Origin of the sequence: uncultured Desulfovibrio sp. (assembly GCF_944324525.1) — a bacterium.
Lineage (GTDB): Bacteria > Desulfobacterota > Desulfovibrionia > Desulfovibrionales > Desulfovibrionaceae > Desulfovibrio.
Genome location: NZ_CALUWS010000027.1, coordinates 1 through 22047 on the forward strand (window position 1 = coordinate 1; position 22047 = coordinate 22047).

The following is a 22047-nucleotide window of genomic DNA, read 5'->3' on the forward strand; positions in this document are numbered from 1 at the left end:
CGCAAGCTTGGCTGTTCACGGCTTGCCTCTCTGGAGGTAAAGCCTCCTGTGCGGCGTTACCAGTGGGAAAAGCCCGGTCTCATGTCGCATATCTTCGCGAACAAGATCAGGCTGGACGGGCGGGAATGTGTGGTGGGCTTCGTGCTGCGGGAGGACAGAACGGGGAACCGTTTCTATGACCACGAACTGACAAAAATAATTAACCCCGATTCGCTCAACACGGGCGCGTTTTCTTCCGAAGAAGGCGTAGCTCTCGTGGCCCGAGCGAACCGGGGCGATGTGATGAACATACTCCGTGACAGGCTGGGTGTCAATGACGGGACGGGGCAGGTGCTTTTTCAGGCGCGGGAAAGCGGCGCGCCCGCTGAGACATTCGGCAGGCTGCATACAGCGCAGGCGCGAGCCTTTGAAACGGCTTACGGCGTTGATGCCGCCGGGCTGATGAAGCGGAGAAGTGTGGAGCTGGGGAGGGGCGACGCCCAGGGCGAGGCCCTGCATCAGGCCGCGCTGTACGAACAGACGCCTCTTGGCGAGACGGCACGCGCCAGTCTGGAACGGGACATCCGCGATTTCGGCACGGCGGTGGACGGCATCGTGGCGGCCGGGAAACTTCCGTCCAGCCCGGTAAAGATGCTTGGGCAGACGCCTCTGGTCATGCGCCTGTTGGGCAGGGATACCGTGACCGGCAAGGCCGCCGCACAGGGCGGCGTGTACGCCGCGCCACATGTCTTTGACGGTACGCACCCCAATATGACGCCGGAGATGTGGAAGCAGATCCCCGGGGCGCTGGCCGACCCTGTGGCGGTCTTTGATTCCGACAGCCCAAAGGGCCGGGCCAATGGCGATCTGGTCTTCATGCTGGAGCTTACCGACGCCGACGGGGCGACGGTCGTCGTGCCCGTGGCGTTGCAGGCGCGAGGGAAGCTAGGTGCACGTATCAATATCGTGAAGAGCGCTATGCCAAGGAAAGCGGCGGCGTTCCTGCCAACACATGGTTTTTGCGGCAGCTCAAAAAAAATGCCCGTTATGTGAACGGGCAGAAGTGGAAACATTGGCGGGACATCGGCTCCGGAGCTGATTCTCCTTTGGTTGTACCCTCCAACGCTTCCGGTAATACAGTATACACAGACGCAGATCTTGTCAATTTGCGGCAGGGCAATCCGACGCTCTACCAGTCGGAAGTTTCAGGCGATTCCCCAGCCCTGCGCGCCCAGGTCAATCTTGACGCTGAAACGGCCGCCATCCGCATCTTCAAGGGCGCTGACCTTTCCTCTATCCCGCACGAGTCCGCCCACATCTTTGTGGACGACTTGCGGCGTGTGGCTGCCGACGACGGGAGCATGGCCCGCGAGAGCCTGCGCTCCGATCTGGAGCAGGCCGGCATGGACGCAACCCCCTTTGCGGGTATTTTGTCCGGTGAGGTGGATGCGGAGAGGGCGCGCGCCATGCTGCGGGATGCGCGGGAAGAGCAGGCCATAACGCATATCGATCAGATCCTGGCCGTGGCCGAAGACGTCGGTCAGCCGGAGATGGTCAGCGTCTGCCGCAGGGCCCTGGCCATGTATCACTTCCTGAGCCGGCGGCGAAAGGAGGCGCGGCGCATCCTGGCGCTGGACGGCAGGGGCGGGCCGGCGCTGCCGCTGACGGATCCGCGGATGCTGGAGATGCTGGTCAGTCTGGAAAAGGACGGGCCGCCCATTCCCGGCTATGGCCTGCGGGAGATCATGAGCGAACTGGAGAAGGGGCCAAGCCGCCTCCTGCGCGGGGTATGCCTGCGGCTGCGGGCTCATTTTCCTGAAACGCCGGCAAGCGCACGCGGCAGGCTGCTGCGCGAAAGCTGCGAGGAGCTGGCGCGCACGGGCAACGTGCGGGAGGAACTGCTGTCCGTCAGGATGTTGGTGCAGGCGCTGGAAGAAGAGGGCAGGCCGGAGGATATCCTCGCGTGGAAGCAGAGGGAGAAGACCCTGCTGGCCTCCTGGCGGAGCGATCGCCGGTCCAAGGAAAAGCCGGGGGAACATGCGGCCTTCCCGGTCTGCGGGCCGTGCCTCAATGCCTTTTTGCGCATCCGGCCCGTCACGCGCGGCAGCGCCATCCGCCATGTGGTCGGGACGGTGCAGCGGGAGCTGGGCGCGCAACGGGCCATCCTGCTGCGCCTCTACAACGACGAGCGCATGGACTATCTGGAGGCCGTCAACGTCAGCCTCACCGAATTCGAGGACGCGTCGTTCCACACCATACGCCGGGCGCTTCTGGAGCTTTTGCAGTCCTCGGGCGCAGGGGCGGTCTTTTTCCCGCTCAATGATAACCGCAGCGCCTTTCTGCTGGACATCGACGAACAGACCCGCTGGCTGCTGTATCTGGACAGCGAGCTGCCCGGGAGCCTCTTTTCCCGCATCGGCCAGACGGAGGGCAGCGCCTTCGCCGCGGTGCTGTCCTCGGAGTTCCGCGCGGCCTGGCATCTGCCGGGGGAGGGACGCCGGGCGGGACAGGCGCAGGACGTGACGCCTTATTTCGGCATCGACATGGACAGGGTGCTGGAACAGGCCACGGAGGCCCTGGTGTCCGATGCGCCCCTGATCATCCACGGCGAGACCGGCACGGGCAAGGAACAGATGGCGCACTTCATCTACACGCGCGGCGACTACAAGGGGGCGTTCGTGCCCGCCCAGCTGTCCAGCCTGCCGGAACAGCTGTTTGAAAGCGAGATGTTCGGTCACGAGCAGGGGGCCTTTACGGGCGCACACCGCCGCAAGATGGGCTTCATGGAGCTGGCCCACGACGGCGTGCTCTTCCTGGACGAGATCGCCGACATTTCCCCCCTGATCCAGGTCAAGCTTTTGCGGGCCCTGCAGGAGAAGCGCTTTACCCGCGTGGGCGGGGTGCAGCAGCAGTTTTCCAATTTTCGCCTCATTTCCGCCACCAACAAGGACATCTGGCAGGAGGTGCGCGAGGGCCGCTTTCGCGAGGACCTCGCCTACCGCCTGTGCGTCATCCCGCTGGAGCTGCCCCCTCTGCGCGAGCGGCCGCATGATCTGGAGGTGCTGATCCGGCAGCTGCACACGCATTTCCTGCGCAAGTACGGCAAGGCGGAAAAGCCGGTGCGGGCGGAGGACATGCGCCGCCTGCTGGACTATGGCTGGCCCGGCAATATCCGCGAACTGTACAGCATCATGGAGCAGTATGTGCTGTTCGGCTGCTTTCGCTTTCGCGCGGCGGCGGAGGACAGGCCGGCGGCCCCCTGTGCGAGCGAGGCCGGCGAGTGCTTCGCGGATCTGCCCAGCATGGAGGACATGCAGCAGCGGTACATCCGTATGGTGCTGCGGCGCACAGGCGGAAAGATCTATGGCCCGGACGGCGCCGCGGCCATCCTGGGGATGACGAAGTCCACCCTTTACCAGAAGATGAAAAAATACGGCATCAGTCACAGGCACGACGATTGAACGCGAACCGCCCCGGACAGAGGGTATCCGTCCGGGGCGGTCCGTCATCGATGCGGCAGGGGCGTGCCGCACATAACGATATGGCCGCGCCTATTTGTTCTTTTTCTTGGCGGGTTGGGGCTGGGCGGGGCGCAGGCCGTCGGCGGCGTCCACATAGACCCAGACGGAGCTGCCTATCCGCAGCGGGCGGGGATCGCCGTCATGGCCCTTGAGGGGCGTGCCGTCCATGATGGCGGTGCAGCACCACCAGCCCGGCCGGTTGAGCGTCAACGCGAATTCGCCGCGCTCATTGGTGCGCACGGTGACGTCTTCATGCCAGCGGCTGGGCACGGGGCAGTTCTCCAGATTGATGCGCTGGGCGCGGACGATGGTCCCGGCGCTCGGCTTGCCGTGCGCCAGCACGCGCCCGCTGAACAGACAGGGATTGCTCAGGCCGAAGGGGCGGCTCAGGGGGACGATCTCCACCGGCAGGCCCGCGGGGTATTCCCAGCCGGTCTCCACGCCGTAGACCGGCAGGAAGCTCTTGACGTAGTGCTGGTCGTAACGCTGCGCGGCCTCGTTCCACCACGGGCGCGTCTCGATGATGAACTGATAGAGGCCGGGCTTGTCCAGCGCCACATTGGCGCCCCAGGCCTTTTTGTCGAGGTACTGGGCCTCTTCCACGTCGCCCAGAAGATCGACGCGCTCCGGCTGCATCACCCCGTCCTTGGGCAGGGTGTGCTCGTCGAAGCGCAGCACGGCAAAGAGCTGCGGCATGCTCATCTCTTCCGCCAGATGCCGGAAGGGATCCATGCGGGTCATCAGCACGTCCACTTCCTGCTCGATGCTGGGGGCCGTGGGCGCGGGCTCAGGGACGGACGTTTCGGCAGCGGGCGTTTCGGCTGTCTGGCCTTCCGCCGCCGGGGCGGTCTCCGGCGGCGTGCCGGGGGGCGCGTCTGGCGCGGACGTGCCGTCGCGCTCCGTTTTTTCCGCCGCAGCCGGCTTTTCCGTCGTTTCCGCTTTCTCCGCCGTGGCGGCGGATGGGGCGGACGCGGCCTGCCTGGCGCTCTTGCCGTCGTTCTTGCCGCTGGGAGCATCGGCCTTGCCGTCAGCTTCCGGGGCCGCGGCGGGCTCGATGCCGGGCTGGCTCGGGATGAGCAGGGTGACCGAGGCCTCGGCCGGGACGGGCGCGGCCAGACCGCAGAGCAGGCCCGCAAGCAGCAGTGCCGTAAGTGATCGGAACATTCTTTTCCTCCCTGAGGCCAAAGAGCCTAGAACAAAAGCGGAAAATTGTCATCTTGCCACTGTGCCCCCGGCCTTGAGGCGGGGCGGCCTCAGCTTGCGGGAGAACGGAAGGCGAAAAAAAAGCCCCTGTCAGATGACAGGGGCCGCAGGGAGGCGGATGGCGCGGCGGCTACATGCCGAGGTAGGCGGCGCGGATGTCGCTGCTTTCCAGCAGTTTGGAGGCGGCGTCGCTCATGACGACGCGGCCGTTTTCCATGACGTAGCCCCGATGGGCGATGCGCAGGGCCTGATTGGCGTTCTGCTCCACCAGAAAAACCGTGGTGCCGTCGGCGTTGACCTTCTGGATGATCTTGAAGATCTGCTGGATGATGATGGGCGCAAGGCCCAGGGACGGTTCGTCCAGCAGGAGCAGCTTGGGGCGTCCCATGAGCGCGCGGCTGATGGCGAGCATCTGCTGCTCGCCGCCGGAAAGGGTGCCGCCCGCCTGCTTGCGGCGCTGGGCAAGGATGGGGAAGAGGTCGAAGACATAGTCCATGTCGTCGCGGATGCCCTGCTTGTCCTTGCGCAGGAAGGCCCCCAGGTCGAGGTTCTCGCGCACGCTGAGATCCGGGAAGATGAGACGGCCTTCCGGCACCTGCGAGATGCCGAGTTTGACGATCTCATTGGGCGGCAGGTTGTGGATGGGCTCGCCGTTCCAGAGGATCTCGCCCTTGCGGGGCCGGTTGATGCCGCAGATGGTCATGAGCGTGGTGGACTTGCCCGCGCCGTTGGCCCCGATGAGCGTGACGATCTCGCCGTCATCCACGCGCAGCGAAACGTCGCGCAGCGCCTGGATGTTGCCGTAAAAGGTATCAATGCCCTTGACTTCAAGCATCGTCGCTTTCTCCCAGATAGGCCTGAATGACGCGGGGGTTGCTGCGCACTTCCTCCGGGGTGCCGTAGGCGATGCGCGAGCCGTATTCCATCACATAGATGCGGTCCGAAAGGGACATGACCATGCCCATGTCGTGCTCGATGAGCAGGATGGAGAGCTTGAGCCTGCCGCGCAGATCGCGGACAAGGGCCTCCAGTTCCTGCGTCTCGTGCGGGTTCATGCCCGCGGCGGGCTCGTCCAGCAGGAGCATGCGCGGCTCGGTGGCCAGCGCGCGGGCGATCTCCAGCCGCCGTTGCGCCCCGTAGGAGAGGTTGCGGGCCGATTCGTTCCAGAGGTTCGCCAGATTGACGGTCTCCAGCAGGGCGTAGGAACGGTCGATGGTGTCCTGTTCTTCCCGGCGGGTGCGGGCGTTGCGGGTGAGCGCCCCCCAGATGCCGGCGTGCGTGCGGCAGTGGCGGCCGATCATCACGTTCTCCAGTACGGTCATATCCCCGAACAGGCGGATGTTCTGGAAGGTGCGGGCCATGCCCATGCTGGTGATGATGTGCGGCTTTCTGCCGTTGAGCAGCTGTTTCGTGCCGTTGACGTCATACAGGAAGATCTGCCCCTCGGTGGGGGTGTAGATGCCGGTGACGCAGTTGAAGAAGGTCGTCTTGCCCGCGCCGTTGGGGCCGATGAGGGCGACGATCTCCCCTTCGTTGATGGTCACGTCCAGGTCGTTGAGAGCGCGCAGGCCGCCGAAGTCGCGGGAAAGCCCCTCGACGACGAGGACCGGGCGGGGGCTGCCGTCCGTCTGCGCGTCATGCTTGGCGAGAATGTTCATGCCTGCTCTCCCTTGAGGGCGCTGATGCGGTATTTGCGGCGTTCGCCGGTGACCAGGCCCTGCGGCCGGAAGATCATCATGATGACCATGATGGCACCGAAGATGAGCATACGGTAGTCCGAAAAGGCGCGCAGGTATTCCGGGGCCAGGATGAGGATGAGGGCCGCGATGACCACGCCCACGATGGAGCCCATGCCGCCCAGCACCACCATGGACAGGATCATGGCCGATTCCATGAAGGTGAAGCTGGCGGGGTTGATGAAGGTGTTCTTGGCGGCGAAGATGACGCCGGCAAAACCGGCCCAGCAGGAACTGAGGGCAAAGGCGGAGAGCTTGACCCGCGCAAGGTCGATGCCCATGGCCTCGCAGGCGATTTCATCTTCACGCAGGGCCTGCAACGCAAGGCCCACTCGAGAGTTCTTCAGACGGGTGATGACCACGATGGTCAGGATGACCGCCAGAAGGACAAGGTAGTAGATGAAGATGGTGTTGCCCTCGATGGAGAGCTGCTTGCCGAAGAAGCTGGGGCCGGGGATGTTCTTGATGCCGCCGGAGCCGCCCGTGAGGCTGGTCCAGTTGAGCAGGGTGAGGCGGACGATCTCGCCGAAACCGAGGGTCACGATGGCCAGATAGTCGCCCCGCAGGCGCAGCACGGGGAAGCCCAGCGCCAGGCCGAAGAGCACGGCCAGCAGGCCGCCCACGGGCAGACAGGCCCAGAAGCCGAGTCCGAAGAACTGATTGAGCAGGGCGTAGGCATAGGCGCCCACGGCGTAGAAGGCCACATAGCCCAGCACGAGCTGTCCGGCGATGCCCACGGCGATGTTCAGGCCCAACGCCAGCATGACGTAGAGCATGGCCAGGATCATGATGTTGGTCTGGTAGAAGGAGCTCGCCAGCGGCATGGCCAGCATGACGAGCAGCAGCACGGTCAGCGAAACGGCGCGGCTGCGGCCGTCCCGCAGGGGCAGGCTGCACAGGCGGCCGAGGCGCGCGCCCATGCCGGAGGGCAGGGCGATGAGGGGCAGGCCGCGTCCCTTGCGGCTGAAACACCAGTTCCAGAGCAGGGAAAGGAAGAAAATGGCCACGCCCAGCAGGATGATGCGGTCGAACTGCCATTCCACGGTCTGCTTGACCGTGTTGAGCTTGATGCCCATGACCGGGAAGGTCAGGAGCATGAACCAGATGGAGGCAAGGAGGGCTTTGCTGACAGGACGCATCATGGCTTACACCTTTTGTACCTTTGCCTTGCCGAGGATGCCGTCAGGGCGGAAGATAAGGATGAAAATGAGCAGGGCGAAGGCCAGGGCGTCTTCATAGTTGCCGGAGAGGTAGCCGGTGGTGAAGCTCTCGGCGATGCCGAGCACCAGACCGCCCACCACGGCGCCGGGGATGGAGCCGATGCCGCCCAGCACGGCGGCGGTGAAGGCCTTGAGGCCCGCCAAAAAGCCGATGCTGAAGTTCACCTGCCCCATGTGGGAGGCGATGAGCACGCCGCCCAGCGCCGCCAGCGATGAGCCGACGATGAAGGTCAGCGAGATGATGCGGTCGGCATTGATGCCCAGCAGCAGGGCCATCTTGCGGTTCTGGGCCGTGGCGCGCATGGCCTTGCCCATCTTGGTGTAGCGGATGAAGATCGTCAGGGCGACCATGGCCAGCATGCTGCAAACGAGGATGAGGAAGTCGCTGGGCCCCATGATGTTGTCGATGTAGTCCAGGAATTCCATGTCCGGCAGCAGGCGCGGGAAGGGCAGATACTCGGAAGTCTGGGCCAGCAGCACATAATTCTGCAGGAAGATGGACATGCCGATGGCGGAAATGAGCGGCGAGAGGCGCGGCGCGCCGCGCAGGGGCTTGTAGGCGACCTTTTCCAGCGTGAAGCCGTAGGCGGCGCTCCAGATGATGGCGGCCAGCGCGGCCACCACGAGGATGCCGCCCGCCGGGAAGCCCATGATGCCCAGCACCCCGGCCACCAGCAGGGCCGTGAAGGCGCCGAGCATGTAGATCTCGCCATGCGCGAAGTTGATGAGCTCGATGATGCCGTACACCAGCGTATAGCCCAGGGCAATGAGCGCGTAGATGCTGCCGCGGGTAAGGCCGCTGAAGAAAAGTTCAATGAAATATTGGACGTCCATGCCGTTCTTGTGTGCTGCGGTTCGCCCGGGGCGCAACGGGCAAAAGGGCGCGGAGGCCGTGCCTCCGCGCCCGTGCGCCGATGTCGGTTAGTGCAGGGTGATGGTGTGGTCGGTCTCCACGAACTTGCCGTCCTTGACCACATAGACGGACAGGCCGAGACCGGCGGCGTCGCCGCTCTTGTTGAAGGAGAGCTTGCCCAGCGGGGTATCCACTTCGTTGCTCTTGAGGGCTTCGAGCAGCTTGGCGGTGTCGGTGCCGCCGCTGGTCTCGATGGCCTTGAGGATGGCCTGCATGGCGGCATAGGCATTGTAGAAGCCGAAGCCGGGCTCGGTGCCGAACTGCTTCACATGGGCTTCGCGGGCCTTCTTGTACATTTCAAGGGAGCTGGTGTCCTTGGGATAGGAGGCCAGCACGCCTTCGCTGTCCTTGCCGGTCATCTTGAGGAAGGTCTCATCCTTCACGCCGTCGGGGCCCATGAGGGGCGTGTCCACGCGGTCGCGGCGCATCTGCTGCACGAGCTTGGAAGCGGTGGGCTGATAGCCGCCGAAGACGAGCACGTCGGCCTTGGCGCGGCGCAGCTTGCGCACCACGGAGGAAAAGTCCACGGCGTCGGGGGTCACGGCTTCAAAGAGCACGGTCTCGATGCCGGCCTTTTCAAGGATGTTGCGGTTCTGGGTGGCGAAGCCCTTGCCGTATTCGCCGTTGTCGTGCAGGTAGGCGACTTTCTTGGCCTTGATCACGTCCTTGATGTAGCCGCTGGTCAGTTCGGCCTGGGCGTTGTCATGCGCCACGGTGCGCAGGAAGTAGGGGTGCTTGCCTTCCAGGGTCAGCGCGGGCGTGGTGGCCGTGGGGGAGATGCTGATGAGCTTGGCGCTTTCGAACATGGGCAGCGCGGCATTGGTGGGGCCGGAGCAGATGGGGCCCATGACCGCGGCCACGCCGTCGGAGATCAGCTTGGTGGCGGCGTTGGTCGCCAGTTCGGGCTTGCACTGGTCATCCTGGGCCACGAGTTCGATCTTCTTGCCCAGGACGCCGCCCTTGGCGTTGGCTTCCTCAATGACGAGCTTGGCGGCATTGAGGCTGGGCACGCCGTAGGAGGCAAGGTCGCCGGAATGCGCGCCCTGCACGCCGATCTTGATGGTGTCTTCCGCCAGCGCCGGGGCCGCGAGCGCCGTGGTCAGCAGGGCCGCGGCGAGCCAGGAAATGCCTTTTTTCATCGTGCTTCTCCTCACGAAAAAAAGTTGCACACGACCACGCCGCGGGCCAAACCCCGTGGCGCAGCGTTAAAGTAGAGCAGCAATCCTAGCCGCAGTACAGGGGCTTGTCAACGAATCCCCTTGTCCGGCGCGGCACTACGGCCTTTTTTCTCTCCTGCCGGACAGGGGCGCGCCCGGCCGCGACGGACGGGCTGCCGGGAGGCGGTCCCCCTATTTTTTGTCCTTCTTGTGGCTGGAACGCAGGCGGATGCGCATGGGCGCATGGCTGATGCCGAAGATCTTGCGCAGGGAGCGCTCCAGATAGCGGGCATAGCTCTCCGGCACTCGTTCGGCGTCGCTCACGAAGAAAACGAAGGTCGGGGGCTGCGTCTCCGCCTGGGTGAGATAGAAGAACTTGGCTCGCACGCGCTTGACCACCGGCGGCTGATGGCGGGCCAGCACGTCTTCCATGGCCCGGTTGAGCTGCCCGGTGGGCACGCGCACGCCGCATTCCTCATGGATGGTGCGCGCCAGCGGCAGGATCTTCTCCAGCCCCTTGCCGGTGAGGGCGGACACGGGCAGGATGGGCACATGGCCGCAGAAGGCCAGCATCTGCCGCACGTTCTTCTCCAGCTGGCGCAGGGCCCCGGCGGGGACGAGGTCGCATTTGTTGATGAGCACCATGAAGGGGATCTTGCGGTTGTCCAGCAGATCCATGAGGCGCTTGTCCTGCTGGCTCACCTGTTCGGTGGCGTCCAGCGTAAGCAGGGTGACGTCGGCCTTGGTGGTGGACTTGATGGCCGCGTTGACCGAATATTTTTCCACGATGTCCGTGATGCGCGTGCGGCGGCGCACGCCGGCGGTGTCCACGAAGATGTAGTCGCGGCCGTCCTTGCTGAAGCGCACGTCCACGCTGTCCCGCGTGGTGCCCGCCACGTCGGAGACGATCATGCGCTCTTCGCCGGAAAGCGCGTTGATGAGGGAGGACTTGCCCGCGTTGGGGCGGCCCAGCATGGCCAGACGCAGGGGGGCGTCCTCCTCGCTCGCCGTATCCGCCTCCTCGCCGTCCGTGTCGGGCAGCAGGGCGGTCAGCTCTTCGACCAGCGCGCGGATGTTGTGCCCGTGTTCGGCGGAGACGGCCAGCACCGGGAAGCCCAGCGCATGGAATTCGGCAAGCTGCTCGTCCTCGCGCTCGATGCCGTCCACCTTGTTGACCACGCAGAGGGTCGGCAGGCCCATGCGGCGCACATGGGCGGCCAGAAACTCGTCCAGCGGCAGGAGGCCGTCGCGGGCGTCCACCACGAAGGCCACGGCGCGGGCGTCCCGCATGGCGGCTTCGGCCTGACGCAGGATGTCGGCCTCGAAGCCGCGGATGCCTTCGGGCCCCTCGGCCACGGCGGCGTGCGCGTCCAGCGTGATGCCGCCGGTATCCACCACCTGGAAATCCGGCAGGCCCTTGCGGCGCACGATCCCTTCCATGCGATCGCGGGTGACGCCGGGCCGGTCGTGCGTGATGGCGCGATTGCTGCGGATCAGACGGTTGAAGAGGGTGGACTTGCCCACGTTGGGGCGGCCCACCAGTACGATGCTGGGCAAGGGTGCTGCCATGACGCTGTCCTCGTTGTCGGGGTTCGGCGGGGGCGGGCGGTGCGCCCCGGCGCGGGAAGTGCACCCCTATAGCATCGAACGTCGCAAGAGGGAAGGGCCCGGCAGGGGACGCCGCCGGGCCGCCGGTGGACTACCTCGTCATCTGCGCGGCAAAGGCGGCGCGCATTTCCGCAAACATCGGTTGGGCCTTGGCGTACAGGGCGTCGTGGGCTTCCTTCTTGACGAGCATGTCGGCCTTGATGCGCTCAAATTCCTGTTCCGCCTCGCGAACGGTGTCCTCGTATTCCTTTTGGGTCAGGCAGACCTCAGGGTAAAATTCATTGTTGCCTTTCATCATCAGGGAAGCTGAGACAGCGACATCCTGCATGGTTCCTGAAAACATTTTTACACGAAGCGTCATGTAATATATGGACGACTTGCAATTTTTGTATTCAGGAAATTGCTTGGCGGCACTGATATCAGGGCTGTGTATAGCTTCCAGCATCATGGCGCTATGCGCAAGGCCGAGGCGCATCGCTTTCGTGTAGTATGCAACTGATTTTTTAATGTTTATAAGGCATTTTTCAGCTAGATACGCACCGCCGAACAGGCCGGTTGCGCGTGCCGAGCCGTTGGCGGCTGCCGCGCCCATCCAATAGCGGGATTCCGGGGTCTGGCAACCGTATTCCTCGATATCTTGAGGAAGGATGAAGAACTCCAGTTTATCCGGCAGGCGAAACGTCTTGTCCGGGTAGGTTTCGGAAAGATAGGCCAAGCCGTACATGGCTTCAGGATGCCCGAGCCTGGCCGCCTTGCGCAGGGTATCCGTCGCCATCTGCTGCAGCCGCGTTCTGGGGAGGTGGTCCGACTTGGCGCATATAAGCAGGGCCGCGCCGATGCGGAACCAGGCTTCCTTTTCACCCAGCATACGTACGGCCCAGTCCTCCCAGAAGGCGGCGGGCGCACCGAAGATAGGAGGGCGCTTTTCCGCTTCGGCCAGCCGGCTCAGCGCGGCCAGCGCAAAAAGGGCATCCATATCGCCGTTCAGGGCCTGCTCACGCAGGGCCGCCGCTCCTTGTGCATCGCTCTCCCGATAGAGAACGGCCGTCCGTGCATAGACGGGGGACATTTTTTGATTGCTGCTGGTGACAGGGATGATCTGCAGGTCGTCCCAACTATCGTCCGACGCTCCGTAATCAATGATGAACAGGCCTTCGGCGTGCGGCAGACACGGGACAAGGCAGAGGCAGAGGGCAAGGAAGAGGGTGCGAAAAATCGGCATAAGGTACCTCACTGGGGATGGCTGAAAGCGTTTTCTCTGTGGGAGCGACATCATGACAATATGACAGATTTTTCTTTTTCGGTCGAGCGATACCCTGCGGCAGGAGATCCGACGGCGCACGCCGTCCGGGTGGCAGAAAAAGAGCGGGGCACGCTTCCTGCGTACTCCCGCTCTGTAAAGGCTGCCTGCCGGTGGGGACAGGCGGAATGTATGGCCTCAGTTTGCCGCCTTCTTTTCGGCAGGAGCGGTCTTTTCCTTTGCCTGCGCGGCAAAGGCGGCGCGCATTTCCGCAAACATCGGTTTGGCCCTGGCGTACAGGGCGTCGTGGGCTTCCTTCTTGACGAGCATGTCGGCCTTGATGCGCTCAAATTCCTGTTCCGCCTCGCGGATGGCTTCCTTGTATTCTTTCCGGGTCAGGCAGGCTTCTGGGAAATATTCGTTGTTGCCTTCAATCATGAGGTTGGCCCACATTTCATTATACTTTAAATCTGTTGTGTCGTCAAGCATTTTTGTCTGAAGGTCTGCGTAGAATATGCCGGATTTGCAGCTGACATATTGCGGAACACTGGCTTTTTCATAGGGAGTGCAAATTACTTCCAGTGCCTCTGCGGCAGTTACAAGCCCAAGATGCAGACTTTTGGAGAACATTTCAAAGCTCTTTTGGTTGTTATAATTGAGAAGCATGACTCCGGCTGTATAACTGGCTCGTGCAGAGCCATAGAAGGCTCCCGCACACACCCAATACCAAAACTCGGAAACATCTTCTGGTTCACCTGTTGCTGTGGATGGGTAGATCGGGAAGCCGGGATCCTTCGGCATTTGAAACGAGGTGTCCGGATAGGGGCGTGAAAGAAACGCCAGAGCAAACATGGCTTCGGGATGTTCGAGTTTGGCCGCCTTGCGCAGGGTGTCCGTCGCCATCCGCCACAGCATAATTTGGGGAAGGCCGTCCGTCTTGCCGCATTCAAACAGAGCCGCGCCGATACGGAACCAGGCTTCCTTGCCGCCCAGCATGCGCACGGCCCAGTCCTCCCAGAACGCTGCGGGCGCGCCGAAAAGGGGAGGGCGCTTTTCCGCTTCGGCCAGCCAGCTCAGCGCGGCCAGCGCAAAAAGGGCATCCATATCGCCGTTCAGGGCCTGCTCACGCAGGGCCGCCGCTCCTTGTGCATCGTTCTCCCGATAGAGAACGGCCGCCCGTGCATAGGCGGGGGACATTTTTTGATCGCTGCTGGTGACAGGGATGATCTGCAGGTCGTCCCGACTATCAGTGTCCGGCGCTCCGTAATCAATGATGAACAGGCCTCCGGCGTGCGGCAGACACGGGACAAGACAAAGGCAGAGGGCGAGCAAGAGAGGGCGGAGCATCGGCATGGCGTACCTCGTCGGGAAAGGGGCAGGATGGCGTCCGGCAGATATTCCTATCTTCCACCGGAAGGGAAGCGCCTCTATTTTGCCTGCGCGGCAAAGGCGTCGCGCATTTCCGCAAACATCGGTTGGGCCCTGGCATACAGGGCGTCGTGGGCTTCCTTCTTTGCGAGCATGTCGGCCTTGATGCGTTTGAATTCCTTTTCCGACTCGCGGATGGCTTCCTCGTATTCCTTTTGGGTCAGACAGGCTTCTGGGAAATATTCGTTGTTGCCTTCCATCATGAAGTTAGCCCACATTTCATTATACTTTAAATCTGTTGTATCGTCAAGCATTTTTGTCTGAAGGTCTGCGTAGAATATGCCCGATTTGCAGCTGACATATTGCGGAACACTGGCTTTTTCATAGGGAGTGCAAATTACTTCCAGTGCCTTTGCGGCAGGTACAAGCCCAAGATGCAGACTTTTGGAGAACATTTCAAAGCTCTTTTGGTTGTTATAATTGAGAAGTATGACTCCGGCTGTATAACTGGCTCGTGCAGAGCCATAGAAGGCTCCCGCACACACCCAATACCAAAACTCGGAATCATCTTCTGGTTCAACTGTTGCTTTGGATTGATAGATCGGGAAGCCGGGATCCTTAGGCATTTGAAACGACGTGTCCGGATAGGGGCGTGAAAGAAACGCCAGAGCAAACATGGCTTCGGGATGTTCGAGTTTGGCCGCCTTGCGCAGGGTGTCCGTCGCCATCCGCCACAGCATAATTTGGGGAAGGCCGTCCGTCTTGCCGCATTCAAACAGAGCCGCGCCGATACGGAACCAGGCTTCCTTGCCGCCCAGCATGCGCACGGCCCAGTCCTCCCAGAAAGCGGCGGGCGCACCGAAGATAGGAGGGCGCTTTTCCGCTTCGGCCAGACGGCTCAGCGCGGCCAGCGCAAAGAGGGCATCCATATCGCCGTTCAGGGCCTGTTCACGCAGGGCCGCCGCTCCTTGTGCATCGTTCTCCCGATAGAGAACGGCCGCCCGTGCATAGACGGGGGACATTTTTTGATCGCTGCTGGTGACAGGGATGATCTGCAGGTCGTCCCGACTATCAGTGTCCGGCGCTCCGTAATCAATGATGAACAGGCCTCCGGCGTGCGGCAGACACGGGACAAGACAAAGGCAGAGGGCGAGCAAGAGAGGGCGGAGCATCGGCATGGCGTACCTCACGGGGAATAACAAGGTGAAGCGTCGTGTCGGCGGGAACGCTATCCCGGCAGTATGGCAGATTTTTCTTTTCTCGTCGAGCCATGCGTGGCCGCCGCAGGCCGTCCGGCGGCATACGCTGTGAAGATGGCAGAAAAAGAGTGGGGCACGCTTCCGGCACGCCTGCCGTGGCGGGAGCTTGTCATTTTTTGCACGATTTTTTATTGACTTTGAAATTCTTTTTCAATTATTCTCCTCCCAGAAAGGACATCAAACCTGCGCCAAAAGGCGCAGCTTCAGGAGAAGACCCATGTGCGTTACGCTTATCGGCGGTATGGACAGACTCAAGCCCGAATACATCGCCGCGGCCCGCGAGGGCGGAGCCACCCTCAAGTGCATCAGCCGCAATGAACGTAATTTCACGGACAAGATCGGCAATCCGGACGCCATCATCGTCTTTACCAACAAGGTCTCCCACGAGGCCCGGCGCAAGGCGCTGGAGCACGCGCGCTCCCGGCGCATCCCCATCCATATGATCCATTCCTGCGGCGTTTCGTCGCTGCGGGATTGTCTTGCCGCACAACGGGCTTGACAAGCGGCGGCAAATAGCGCATCACACGGTCGGAAATGAATTTCAATTCTTGCTGTGGACAGCAAGAAGGTGCGAGCGAGGAGAGTGGAAATGAGTGCTGTCATCCAATTCAGCGAGGCAGGGAGGCGCGCGGCCGGACAGCCGCTGCGCATCGCGCTGGCGGGCAATCCCAACTGCGGCAAGACCACGGTGTTCAATGCCTATACCGGGGCACGCCAGCATGTGGGCAACTATCCCGGCGTCACGGTGGACCGCAAGGAAGGCGTGGTCAGGCACGGGAGCGAAAGCGTCACCCTGGTGGACCTGCCGGGGACCTACTCCCTGACGGCCTATTCGCAGGAAGAGATCGTCGCGCGCGCCGAACTGGCCAGCGGCAGGGTGCAGGCCGTCATCAACGTGGTGGACGCCTCCGCGCTGGAGCGCAACCTGCTGCTCACCGTGCAGATGCTGGAGATGGGCCTGCCCGTGGTGCTGGCCTGCAACATGATGGACGAGGCCCGCAAGGCGGGCATCCATATCGACATCGACCGGCTTTCGCACAAGCTGGGCATCCCGGTGGTGTCCACCGTGGCCCGCAACGGCGAAGGCCTCAAGGAGGCCATGAACGAGGCCGTCCGGCTGGCGCAGGCCGGGGAGCGGCGCGTGCTGGAGGTCAACTACGGCGCGGACCTCAACGAAGGCATCACGGCCATGCAGGCCATCATCGAGCGGGAAAAGCTGCTGCCCAAGTACGCCCCCCGCTGGATCGCCGTCAAACTTATGGAAGGCGACCCCGAACTGCGGCAGGAGCTGCGCGCGGCCAACGCCACGGCGGCGCAGGAGATGGAAGGCATCTGCCGCCGGGTGGCCGATCATATCCGCACCGGGCACAGCGTGAGCATGGAATCCCACATCACCGACGCCCGCTACGGCTTCATCCGCGGCCTGCTGCGGGACGGCGTGGTCCGGCAGGATGCGGGCAAGGACCGCCTCGCCCTGTCCGACAAGCTCGACAGGGTGCTCACCAACGCCTTTTTCGGCCCGCTCATCATGCTGGCCGTGCTCTATGCGGTCTTCCAGATCACCATCGAGATCGGGGCCTATCCCCAGGGCTGGGTGGAAGACGCCTGCGGGGCGCTCGGCGAGCTCTTCGCGGGCATCATCCCTGAAGGCGACCTCCAGTCGCTGGTGGTGGACGGCATCATCGGCGGTGTGGGGGGCGTGCTGAGTTTCGCGCCGCTCATCGTCATCATGTTCGCGCTCATCGCCTTTATGGAAGACAGCGGCTACATGGCCCGCATCGCCTATATGATGGACAGGGTGTTCCGCGCCTTCGGCCTGCACGGGGCCTCGGTCATGCCCTACGTCATCTCCGGCGGCATCGCGGGCGGCTGCGCCATCCCCGGCGCCATGGCCACCCGCACCCTGCGCAGCCCCAAGGAAAAGCTGGCTACGCTTCTGACCCTGCCCTACATGAGCTGCGGGGCCAAGCTGCCCGTGTTCCTGCTGCTGGCGGCCGCCTTCTTCGGCAGTCAGGCCCCCACGGTCATGGTGCTCATCATGCTGTCCGGCTGGGTCTTCGCCCTGCTGGTGGCCCGTCTGCTGCGCTCCACCATCATCAAGGGCGAGGCCACGCCCTTCGTGATGGAGCTGCCGCCCTACCGCCTGCCCACCCTGTTCAGCGTGCTCATGCACTGCTGGGAGCGCACGTGGATGTACGTCAAGAAGGCGGGGACGGTCATCCTGGCCATCTCCATCATCATCTGGGCCGGTCTGACCTATCCCAAGCTGTCCGATGAGGAGACCGCCGCCTTTGATTCCCGCATCGAGGCGCTGAACGTCCAGATGGAAGCCCTGCCCGAAGGCGACGCCGCCCGCGCCGCCCTGGAAGAGCAGGTGACCAAACTGGAAGAGGAGAAGGGCGCCGCCGAACTGGCGCACAGCTTTGCCGGCCGTCTGGGCAAGCTCATCGAGCCGGTCACCGCGCCCGCCGGTTTCGAATGGCGTACCGACATCGCCCTGCTGGCGGGCATCGCGGCCAAGGAAGCGGTGGTGTCCACCCTGGGCACGGCTTATTCTCTCGGCGACGTGGATCCCGAAGACGCCAAGCCGCTGGAGGTCCTGCTCCAGTCCACGCCCGGCTGGTCCAAGGCCACGGCGCTCTCCCTGATGCTCTTCGTGCTGCTCTATTCCCCCTGCTTCGTCTCGCTGGTGGTCATCCAGCGCGAGGCGGGCGGCTGGCGCTGGCTGTTCTTCAGCCTCTTCTTCAACACCGCGCTGGCCTATGTGGTCTCCGTGGCGGCCTATCAGATCGGGCTCGTCGTCTGGAGCTGATGCCGCAGGCAGAGTCATCCTCCTCCCGCGCCCGCGCCCCCGCCTTGACAAGGCGTGGTGGCGCGGGCATGATTTTTATGGAATGACAACCGGCAGGGCCGCCTCAGCGGCGGCCGTGCGTTGTCCTGAGCCAGGCGTTGCGGCCCCCCCCAGGCGGCAAGGAGAGGTGTTCCCCCGTGCTGTACGCAGCCCTTGCCCGGTGCGTGATCATGCTGGAAGGAAAGGGCACCTGGCGTGTGCCGAGGAGGTTCTCATGTGCGCCGTCATGCGGAGTTTACCGTTGCTGCTCATGCTCTGTCTGCTGGCAGCCGAACCGGTGCAGGCCTTTGTGGCCTATGTACGGAACGTCGAGGACAGCGACTGCATTTCGGTCACCCGCAGTCGCAGCGGGAAAGGTGAGGCGGAGGTTTATTGTTTCTATGGCATCTCCGCCCCTCGGGGCCGCCAGCCTATGGCCGTGGACGCCAAGGCGCTGGTGCGCCGCATGCTCAAGCCGGGGACGCGCGTGACCGTGCAGTCTCCTCTGAAGGACGACAAGGGACGGCAGCGGGCCCTCATCTATGTGGACGGCATCTCCATGAGCTCGTCCCTGTTGGAAGCGGGACTGGCCTGGGTGGACAGGAAGAACTGCAAGGCCATGTTCTGCCCGCGCTGGTATCGGACGGAACAGGGAGCCGCGGCGGGCCACAAGGGGATCTGGGGACTGGGCCTCAACTCCATGCCGTGGCAATGGCAGGAAGAATAGCAGGAGCTGACGATGGACATCACATGGCCTCAGGAATTCCAAGATATGCTGGCAGGCTGGCAGGACGACCCCGTGGGGGCCCGTGCGGCTTTTGAAGAGTATGCCGCCCGGCTGGCGGGCCTTGCGCAGGTGACGCTTTCCTTCAAGGCCCGGCCCGGCGTGAGCTATTCCCTGCGCGCCCGGCACGCGGCGCAGAAAACGCGGGAAGTGTTCGTGCTGGTGGACGTGGTGGATGACGACCCGGAAAACCGCTGGCTCTCCGTCTGCTTCTACGCGGACATGGTGAACGATCCCGACGAGCGCGGCGATTTCGTGCCCGGCGGGCTCATGGGGGCGGATGCCTGCTGCCTGACGATGGATGAAGATGACGGCGAGATGCGCGCCTACATCGCCGCCCGTCTGGACGAGGCCGCCGCCGCTGCCGCCGAGGGCCGCGAGTGAACGACGGCACGGGCATCGCCCTTGACTTCGAGACCTCCGGCTACGGGGCGGACAGCGCCTGCGCCGTGGGTATGGCCCGTCTGGAAGAGGGCAGGGTGGCGGATCGCTTCTATGCGCTCATCCGTCCGCCGTCTTCCTTTGTCCGCTTTACCGAAGTGCACGGGCTGACCTGGCCCATGCTCAAGGACGCTCCCACCTTTGCGGAGCTCTGGCCGCAGATGGCCGCCTTCCTGCAGGGGGCGGCCTGGTTCGTGGCGCACAATGCCTCCTTTGACCGGCGGGTGCTCATCGGCTGCTGCCGGGCCGCCGACATCGCCGAGCCCCGCCTGCCCTTCTACTGCACCCTCAAGGGCTCACGGCGCAGCCTGCCGCTGCCGTCGCATCGCCTGAGCAGCGTGTGCGAACATTTCCAGATCCCCCTGCAGCATCACCATGCGGGGTCGGACGCCGAAGCCTGCGCCGAGATCTACCTGCGGCTGCGGGCGCTGGGCGTGTCGCAAGCCCAGATGAAAGCCTGATCAGCCCATCTAGGCGTCATGCCCGGCGCGCGCGTTGCCGCCGGGTACGGCGCTCCGGCGGCTTTCGCCGCATCTCTTTCTCCTTATAGTCGCCTTTTCCTGTTTTACGCGGGATTTCGTGCTGTGATCACATTTTTCCAAAGAAAAAATGGAAAATGTTGCTTGTGATTTGCATCACGATAAGGATGTATGCTATGTCCAAAACAGTCTGAGGAGGACTGTGGTGCGGACTTCAGCATGAAGGAGGATGCGATGAAACGTCCCTGCAATGGTTCATGGCTCAAGATCTTTCTGGGGGGCCTGCTTGCGGGGGGAGTGGTTCTGGCAGGACTGGCCTACGGGATGCGGGTGACGGACTCCCGTCCCTTTTGCGCCGGCTGCCACGTGATGCAGGAAGCAGCGGTGACGCACAAGATGTCGACACATGCCGCTCTGGCCTGCAACGAGTGTCATTCACCCCACAATCTGCTGGCCAAATTGCCGTTCAAGGCAAAGGAGGGCCTGCGGGATGTCCTTGCCAACATGCAGGGCAAGGACACGCCCATGCTGCCGAGCGTTGCGACTCGTGACATCATCAAGGAAAACTGCATAGCCTGCCATAGCGCGACAAATGCAAACGTGGCAAGTATGGACGCCAAGCCGTACTGTACGGACTGCCACCGCAATGTGGCGCATATGCGCAGCAAACCCATCAGCGTAAGGACGGTGGCCCATGAATAATCGAGTTTTTCGCGGCTTCTGCGTGATGTTGTTGTCTTTGGGGCTGCCGCTGCTCAGCGGATGCGATGATGTCGAGACGACACTGAAGGTCCCCACCTATTCGACGGCGCTGAAAGAAGATGAGACGCGCATCTCCGTCTTTGAGAAGGATTTTCCCCTGCAGTACGCCTCGTACATGAAAAACAACGAGAGCGAGGTGATGACGGAATACAAGGGGTCCGTTCCCTTCCATAAAAATGACGGCGTGAATCCGCTGCCCAAGGGGTGGAAGCACGCCCAGCCGTATCTCAAGAACCTCTGGCTCGGCTATCCGTTCATGTACGAATATAACGAGGCCCGCGGCCACACCCATGCCGTCAGCGACTTCGTCAATATCGACCGCATCAACCGCTATGCGGAAAAGGGCACGCTGCCCGCGACCTGCTGGAACTGCAAGACCCCCAAGATGATGAACTGGGTGAAGGAATATGGAGATGACTTCTGGTCGAAGGACGTGAACGTCTTTCGCAGCAAGGAAGCCATCAACGCCATGGATGAGACCATTGGCTGCGCCAACTGCCATGATCCCAAAACCATGGAGCTGCGGCCCTACTCCGAGCCGCTCAAGGACTGGCTGAAGCGTTCGGGCAAGGATTGGAACACCCTGAGCCGCAATGAAAAGCGGTCCCTCGTCTGCGCGCAGTGCCATGTGGAATACTACTTCACGCACAAGGACAACGGGCCGGCGGGTCGTCCGGTTTTCCCGTGGGACAACGGGTTCAATCCTGAAGATATGTACCAGTACTACAAGGGACATGGCGCCAAGGGCCCGGATGGCAAGCCCTCGCCTTTTGCCGACTGGACGCATGCGGCTTCGGGCGTGCCCATGATCAAGATGCAGCATCCTGATTTCGAGATGTTCCAGGACGGACCGCACGGGGCGGCCGGGGTGGCCTGCGCCGACTGCCATATGCCGTACCAGCGCGTGGACGGCAAGAAGGTTTCCAGTCACTGGATGACTTCTCCCCTGAAGGATCCCGAACTGCGCGCCTGCCGGCAGTGTCATGCGGACAAGACCGCGGATTATCTGCGCGAACGGGTCCTTTACACGCAGAAGAAGTCCTTTGATCAGCTGCTCAAGGCCCAGGAAGCTTCGGTGCGGGCCCATGAAGCCGTCCGGCTGGCCAATGCCTACGCCGGAGAAAGGGATCCCCGCTATGACGACCTGATGAAGGAAGCGCGGGAGATGGTGCGCAAGGGGCAGCTGTTCTGGGATTATGTCTCGGCGGAAAACAGCGTGGGCTTCCACAATCCCGCCAAGACCCTGGACACGCTCATGACCTCTATGGAATGCAGCAACAAGGCCGTGGCGCTGGCCGAACAGGCCACCCGTTACGGCATCAGCTCCGCGCTGGAAGGCGACATCAAGGAGATCGTGCCGCCCATTCTGGAGTTCAGCCGCAAGATGCAGCAGGATCCCGCCGTGCTGCAGACCAACCCCTGGCTCAAGCTCCTGCCCGTCCTGCCCAAGGCTGAACAGGTCTGGGTCGGACAGGAAAAGGTGTCCGCTCGCTAATCCGCTGAAGGGACGGTTTCCGAGCCTTGTCCCATGAAATGGCGCGGGCGGC

The 22047-nt window shown here is 63.0% G+C and carries 18 protein-coding genes and 1 pseudogene; 9 read left to right on the forward strand and 10 right to left on the reverse strand.

All coding sequences use genetic code 11. From position 1 onward, the window contains the following. Positions 1-1032: pseudogene (locus Q0K12_RS08035) on the forward strand (hypothetical protein); the annotation flags it as partial. 113 nt (positions 1033-1145) lie between these two features. Further along, a complete protein-coding gene (locus Q0K12_RS08040; RefSeq protein WP_297261795.1) occupies positions 1146-3440 on the forward strand; it encodes a sigma 54-interacting transcriptional regulator in 2295 nt (764 codons plus the stop codon). Positions 3441-3530: 90 nt separating this feature from the next. On the opposite strand, the gene Q0K12_RS08045 is transcribed toward Q0K12_RS08040, so the two are convergent. From Q0K12_RS08045 to Q0K12_RS08090, 10 genes are all read right to left on the reverse strand, one after another. Beyond that, positions 3531-4664, reverse strand: coding sequence for a DUF4198 domain-containing protein (locus Q0K12_RS08045; protein ID WP_297261797.1), 1134 nt, complete (start codon positions 4662-4664; stop codon positions 3531-3533). A 169-nt stretch (positions 4665-4833) separates the two neighbouring features. Beyond that, positions 4834-5538, reverse strand: a complete 705-nt coding sequence (locus tag Q0K12_RS08050) for an ABC transporter ATP-binding protein (RefSeq protein WP_297261799.1) — start codon at positions 5536-5538, stop codon at positions 4834-4836. Next, a complete protein-coding gene (locus Q0K12_RS08055; protein WP_297261801.1) occupies positions 5531-6361 on the reverse strand; it encodes an ABC transporter ATP-binding protein in 831 nt (276 codons plus the stop codon). The genes Q0K12_RS08050 and Q0K12_RS08055 overlap by 8 nt, the downstream gene beginning before the upstream one ends. After that, a complete protein-coding gene (locus Q0K12_RS08060) occupies positions 6358-7578 on the reverse strand; it encodes a branched-chain amino acid ABC transporter permease (RefSeq protein ID WP_297261859.1) in 1221 nt (406 codons plus the stop codon). Before Q0K12_RS08060 ends, Q0K12_RS08055 begins: the two co-directional genes overlap by 4 nt. Positions 7579-7584: 6 nt before the next feature. After that, positions 7585-8493, reverse strand: a complete 909-nt coding sequence (locus Q0K12_RS08065) for a branched-chain amino acid ABC transporter permease LivH (RefSeq protein WP_296304912.1) — start codon at positions 8491-8493, stop codon at positions 7585-7587. Between the two features lie 87 nt (positions 8494-8580). Then, positions 8581-9711, reverse strand: coding sequence for a branched-chain amino acid ABC transporter substrate-binding protein (locus Q0K12_RS08070; protein ID WP_297261804.1), 1131 nt, complete (start codon positions 9709-9711; stop codon positions 8581-8583). Between the two features lie 210 nt (positions 9712-9921). Continuing rightward, positions 9922-11298, reverse strand: coding sequence for a ribosome biogenesis GTPase Der (gene der / locus Q0K12_RS08075; RefSeq protein ID WP_297261806.1), 1377 nt, complete (start codon positions 11296-11298; stop codon positions 9922-9924). A gap of 130 nt (positions 11299-11428) precedes the next feature. Further along, the gene (locus Q0K12_RS08080) at positions 11429-12559 is read right to left on the reverse strand and encodes a hypothetical protein (protein WP_297261808.1); all 1131 of its coding nucleotides are present in this window, start codon (positions 12557-12559) and stop codon (positions 11429-11431) included. A gap of 216 nt (positions 12560-12775) precedes the next feature. Beyond that, on the reverse strand, positions 12776-13930 hold the full coding sequence (locus Q0K12_RS08085) for a hypothetical protein (RefSeq protein ID WP_297261810.1): 1155 nt from the start codon (positions 13928-13930) through the stop codon (positions 12776-12778). Between the two features lie 74 nt (positions 13931-14004). Beyond that, positions 14005-15123, reverse strand: a complete 1119-nt coding sequence (locus Q0K12_RS08090) for a hypothetical protein (RefSeq protein ID WP_297261812.1) — start codon at positions 15121-15123, stop codon at positions 14005-14007. Positions 15124-15421: 298 nt separating this feature from the next. Here Q0K12_RS08090 and Q0K12_RS08095 point away from each other — a divergent pair, with 298 nt between their 5' ends. The 7 genes from Q0K12_RS08095 to Q0K12_RS08125 all read left to right on the forward strand — a co-directional run bounded on the left by Q0K12_RS08095 (position 15422) and on the right by Q0K12_RS08125 (position 21995). Then, positions 15422-15703, forward strand: coding sequence for a DUF2325 domain-containing protein (locus tag Q0K12_RS08095; RefSeq protein ID WP_297261814.1), 282 nt, complete (start codon positions 15422-15424; stop codon positions 15701-15703). A 90-nt stretch (positions 15704-15793) separates the two neighbouring features. Continuing rightward, on the forward strand, positions 15794-18016 hold the full coding sequence (gene feoB, locus Q0K12_RS08100; protein WP_297261816.1) for a ferrous iron transport protein B: 2223 nt from the start codon (positions 15794-15796) through the stop codon (positions 18014-18016). Positions 18017-18269: 253 nt separating this feature from the next. Further along, positions 18270-18761, forward strand: coding sequence for a thermonuclease family protein (locus tag Q0K12_RS08105; protein WP_297261818.1), 492 nt, complete (start codon positions 18270-18272; stop codon positions 18759-18761). A gap of 12 nt (positions 18762-18773) precedes the next feature. Then, a complete protein-coding gene (locus Q0K12_RS08110; RefSeq protein ID WP_297261819.1) occupies positions 18774-19202 on the forward strand; it encodes a hypothetical protein in 429 nt (142 codons plus the stop codon). Beyond that, complete coding sequence (locus tag Q0K12_RS08115) at positions 19199-19720, forward strand: 3'-5' exonuclease (RefSeq protein WP_297261821.1); 522 nt, start codon at positions 19199-19201, stop codon at positions 19718-19720. Before Q0K12_RS08110 ends, Q0K12_RS08115 begins: the two co-directional genes overlap by 4 nt. Positions 19721-19972: 252 nt before the next feature. After that, the gene (locus Q0K12_RS08120; protein WP_297261824.1) at positions 19973-20440 is read left to right on the forward strand and encodes a NapC/NirT family cytochrome c; all 468 of its coding nucleotides are present in this window, start codon (positions 19973-19975) and stop codon (positions 20438-20440) included. Further along, complete coding sequence (locus Q0K12_RS08125; protein ID WP_297261826.1) at positions 20433-21995, forward strand: ammonia-forming cytochrome c nitrite reductase subunit c552; 1563 nt, start codon at positions 20433-20435, stop codon at positions 21993-21995. Before Q0K12_RS08120 ends, Q0K12_RS08125 begins: the two co-directional genes overlap by 8 nt. Positions 21996-22047: the final 52 nt, after the last annotated feature.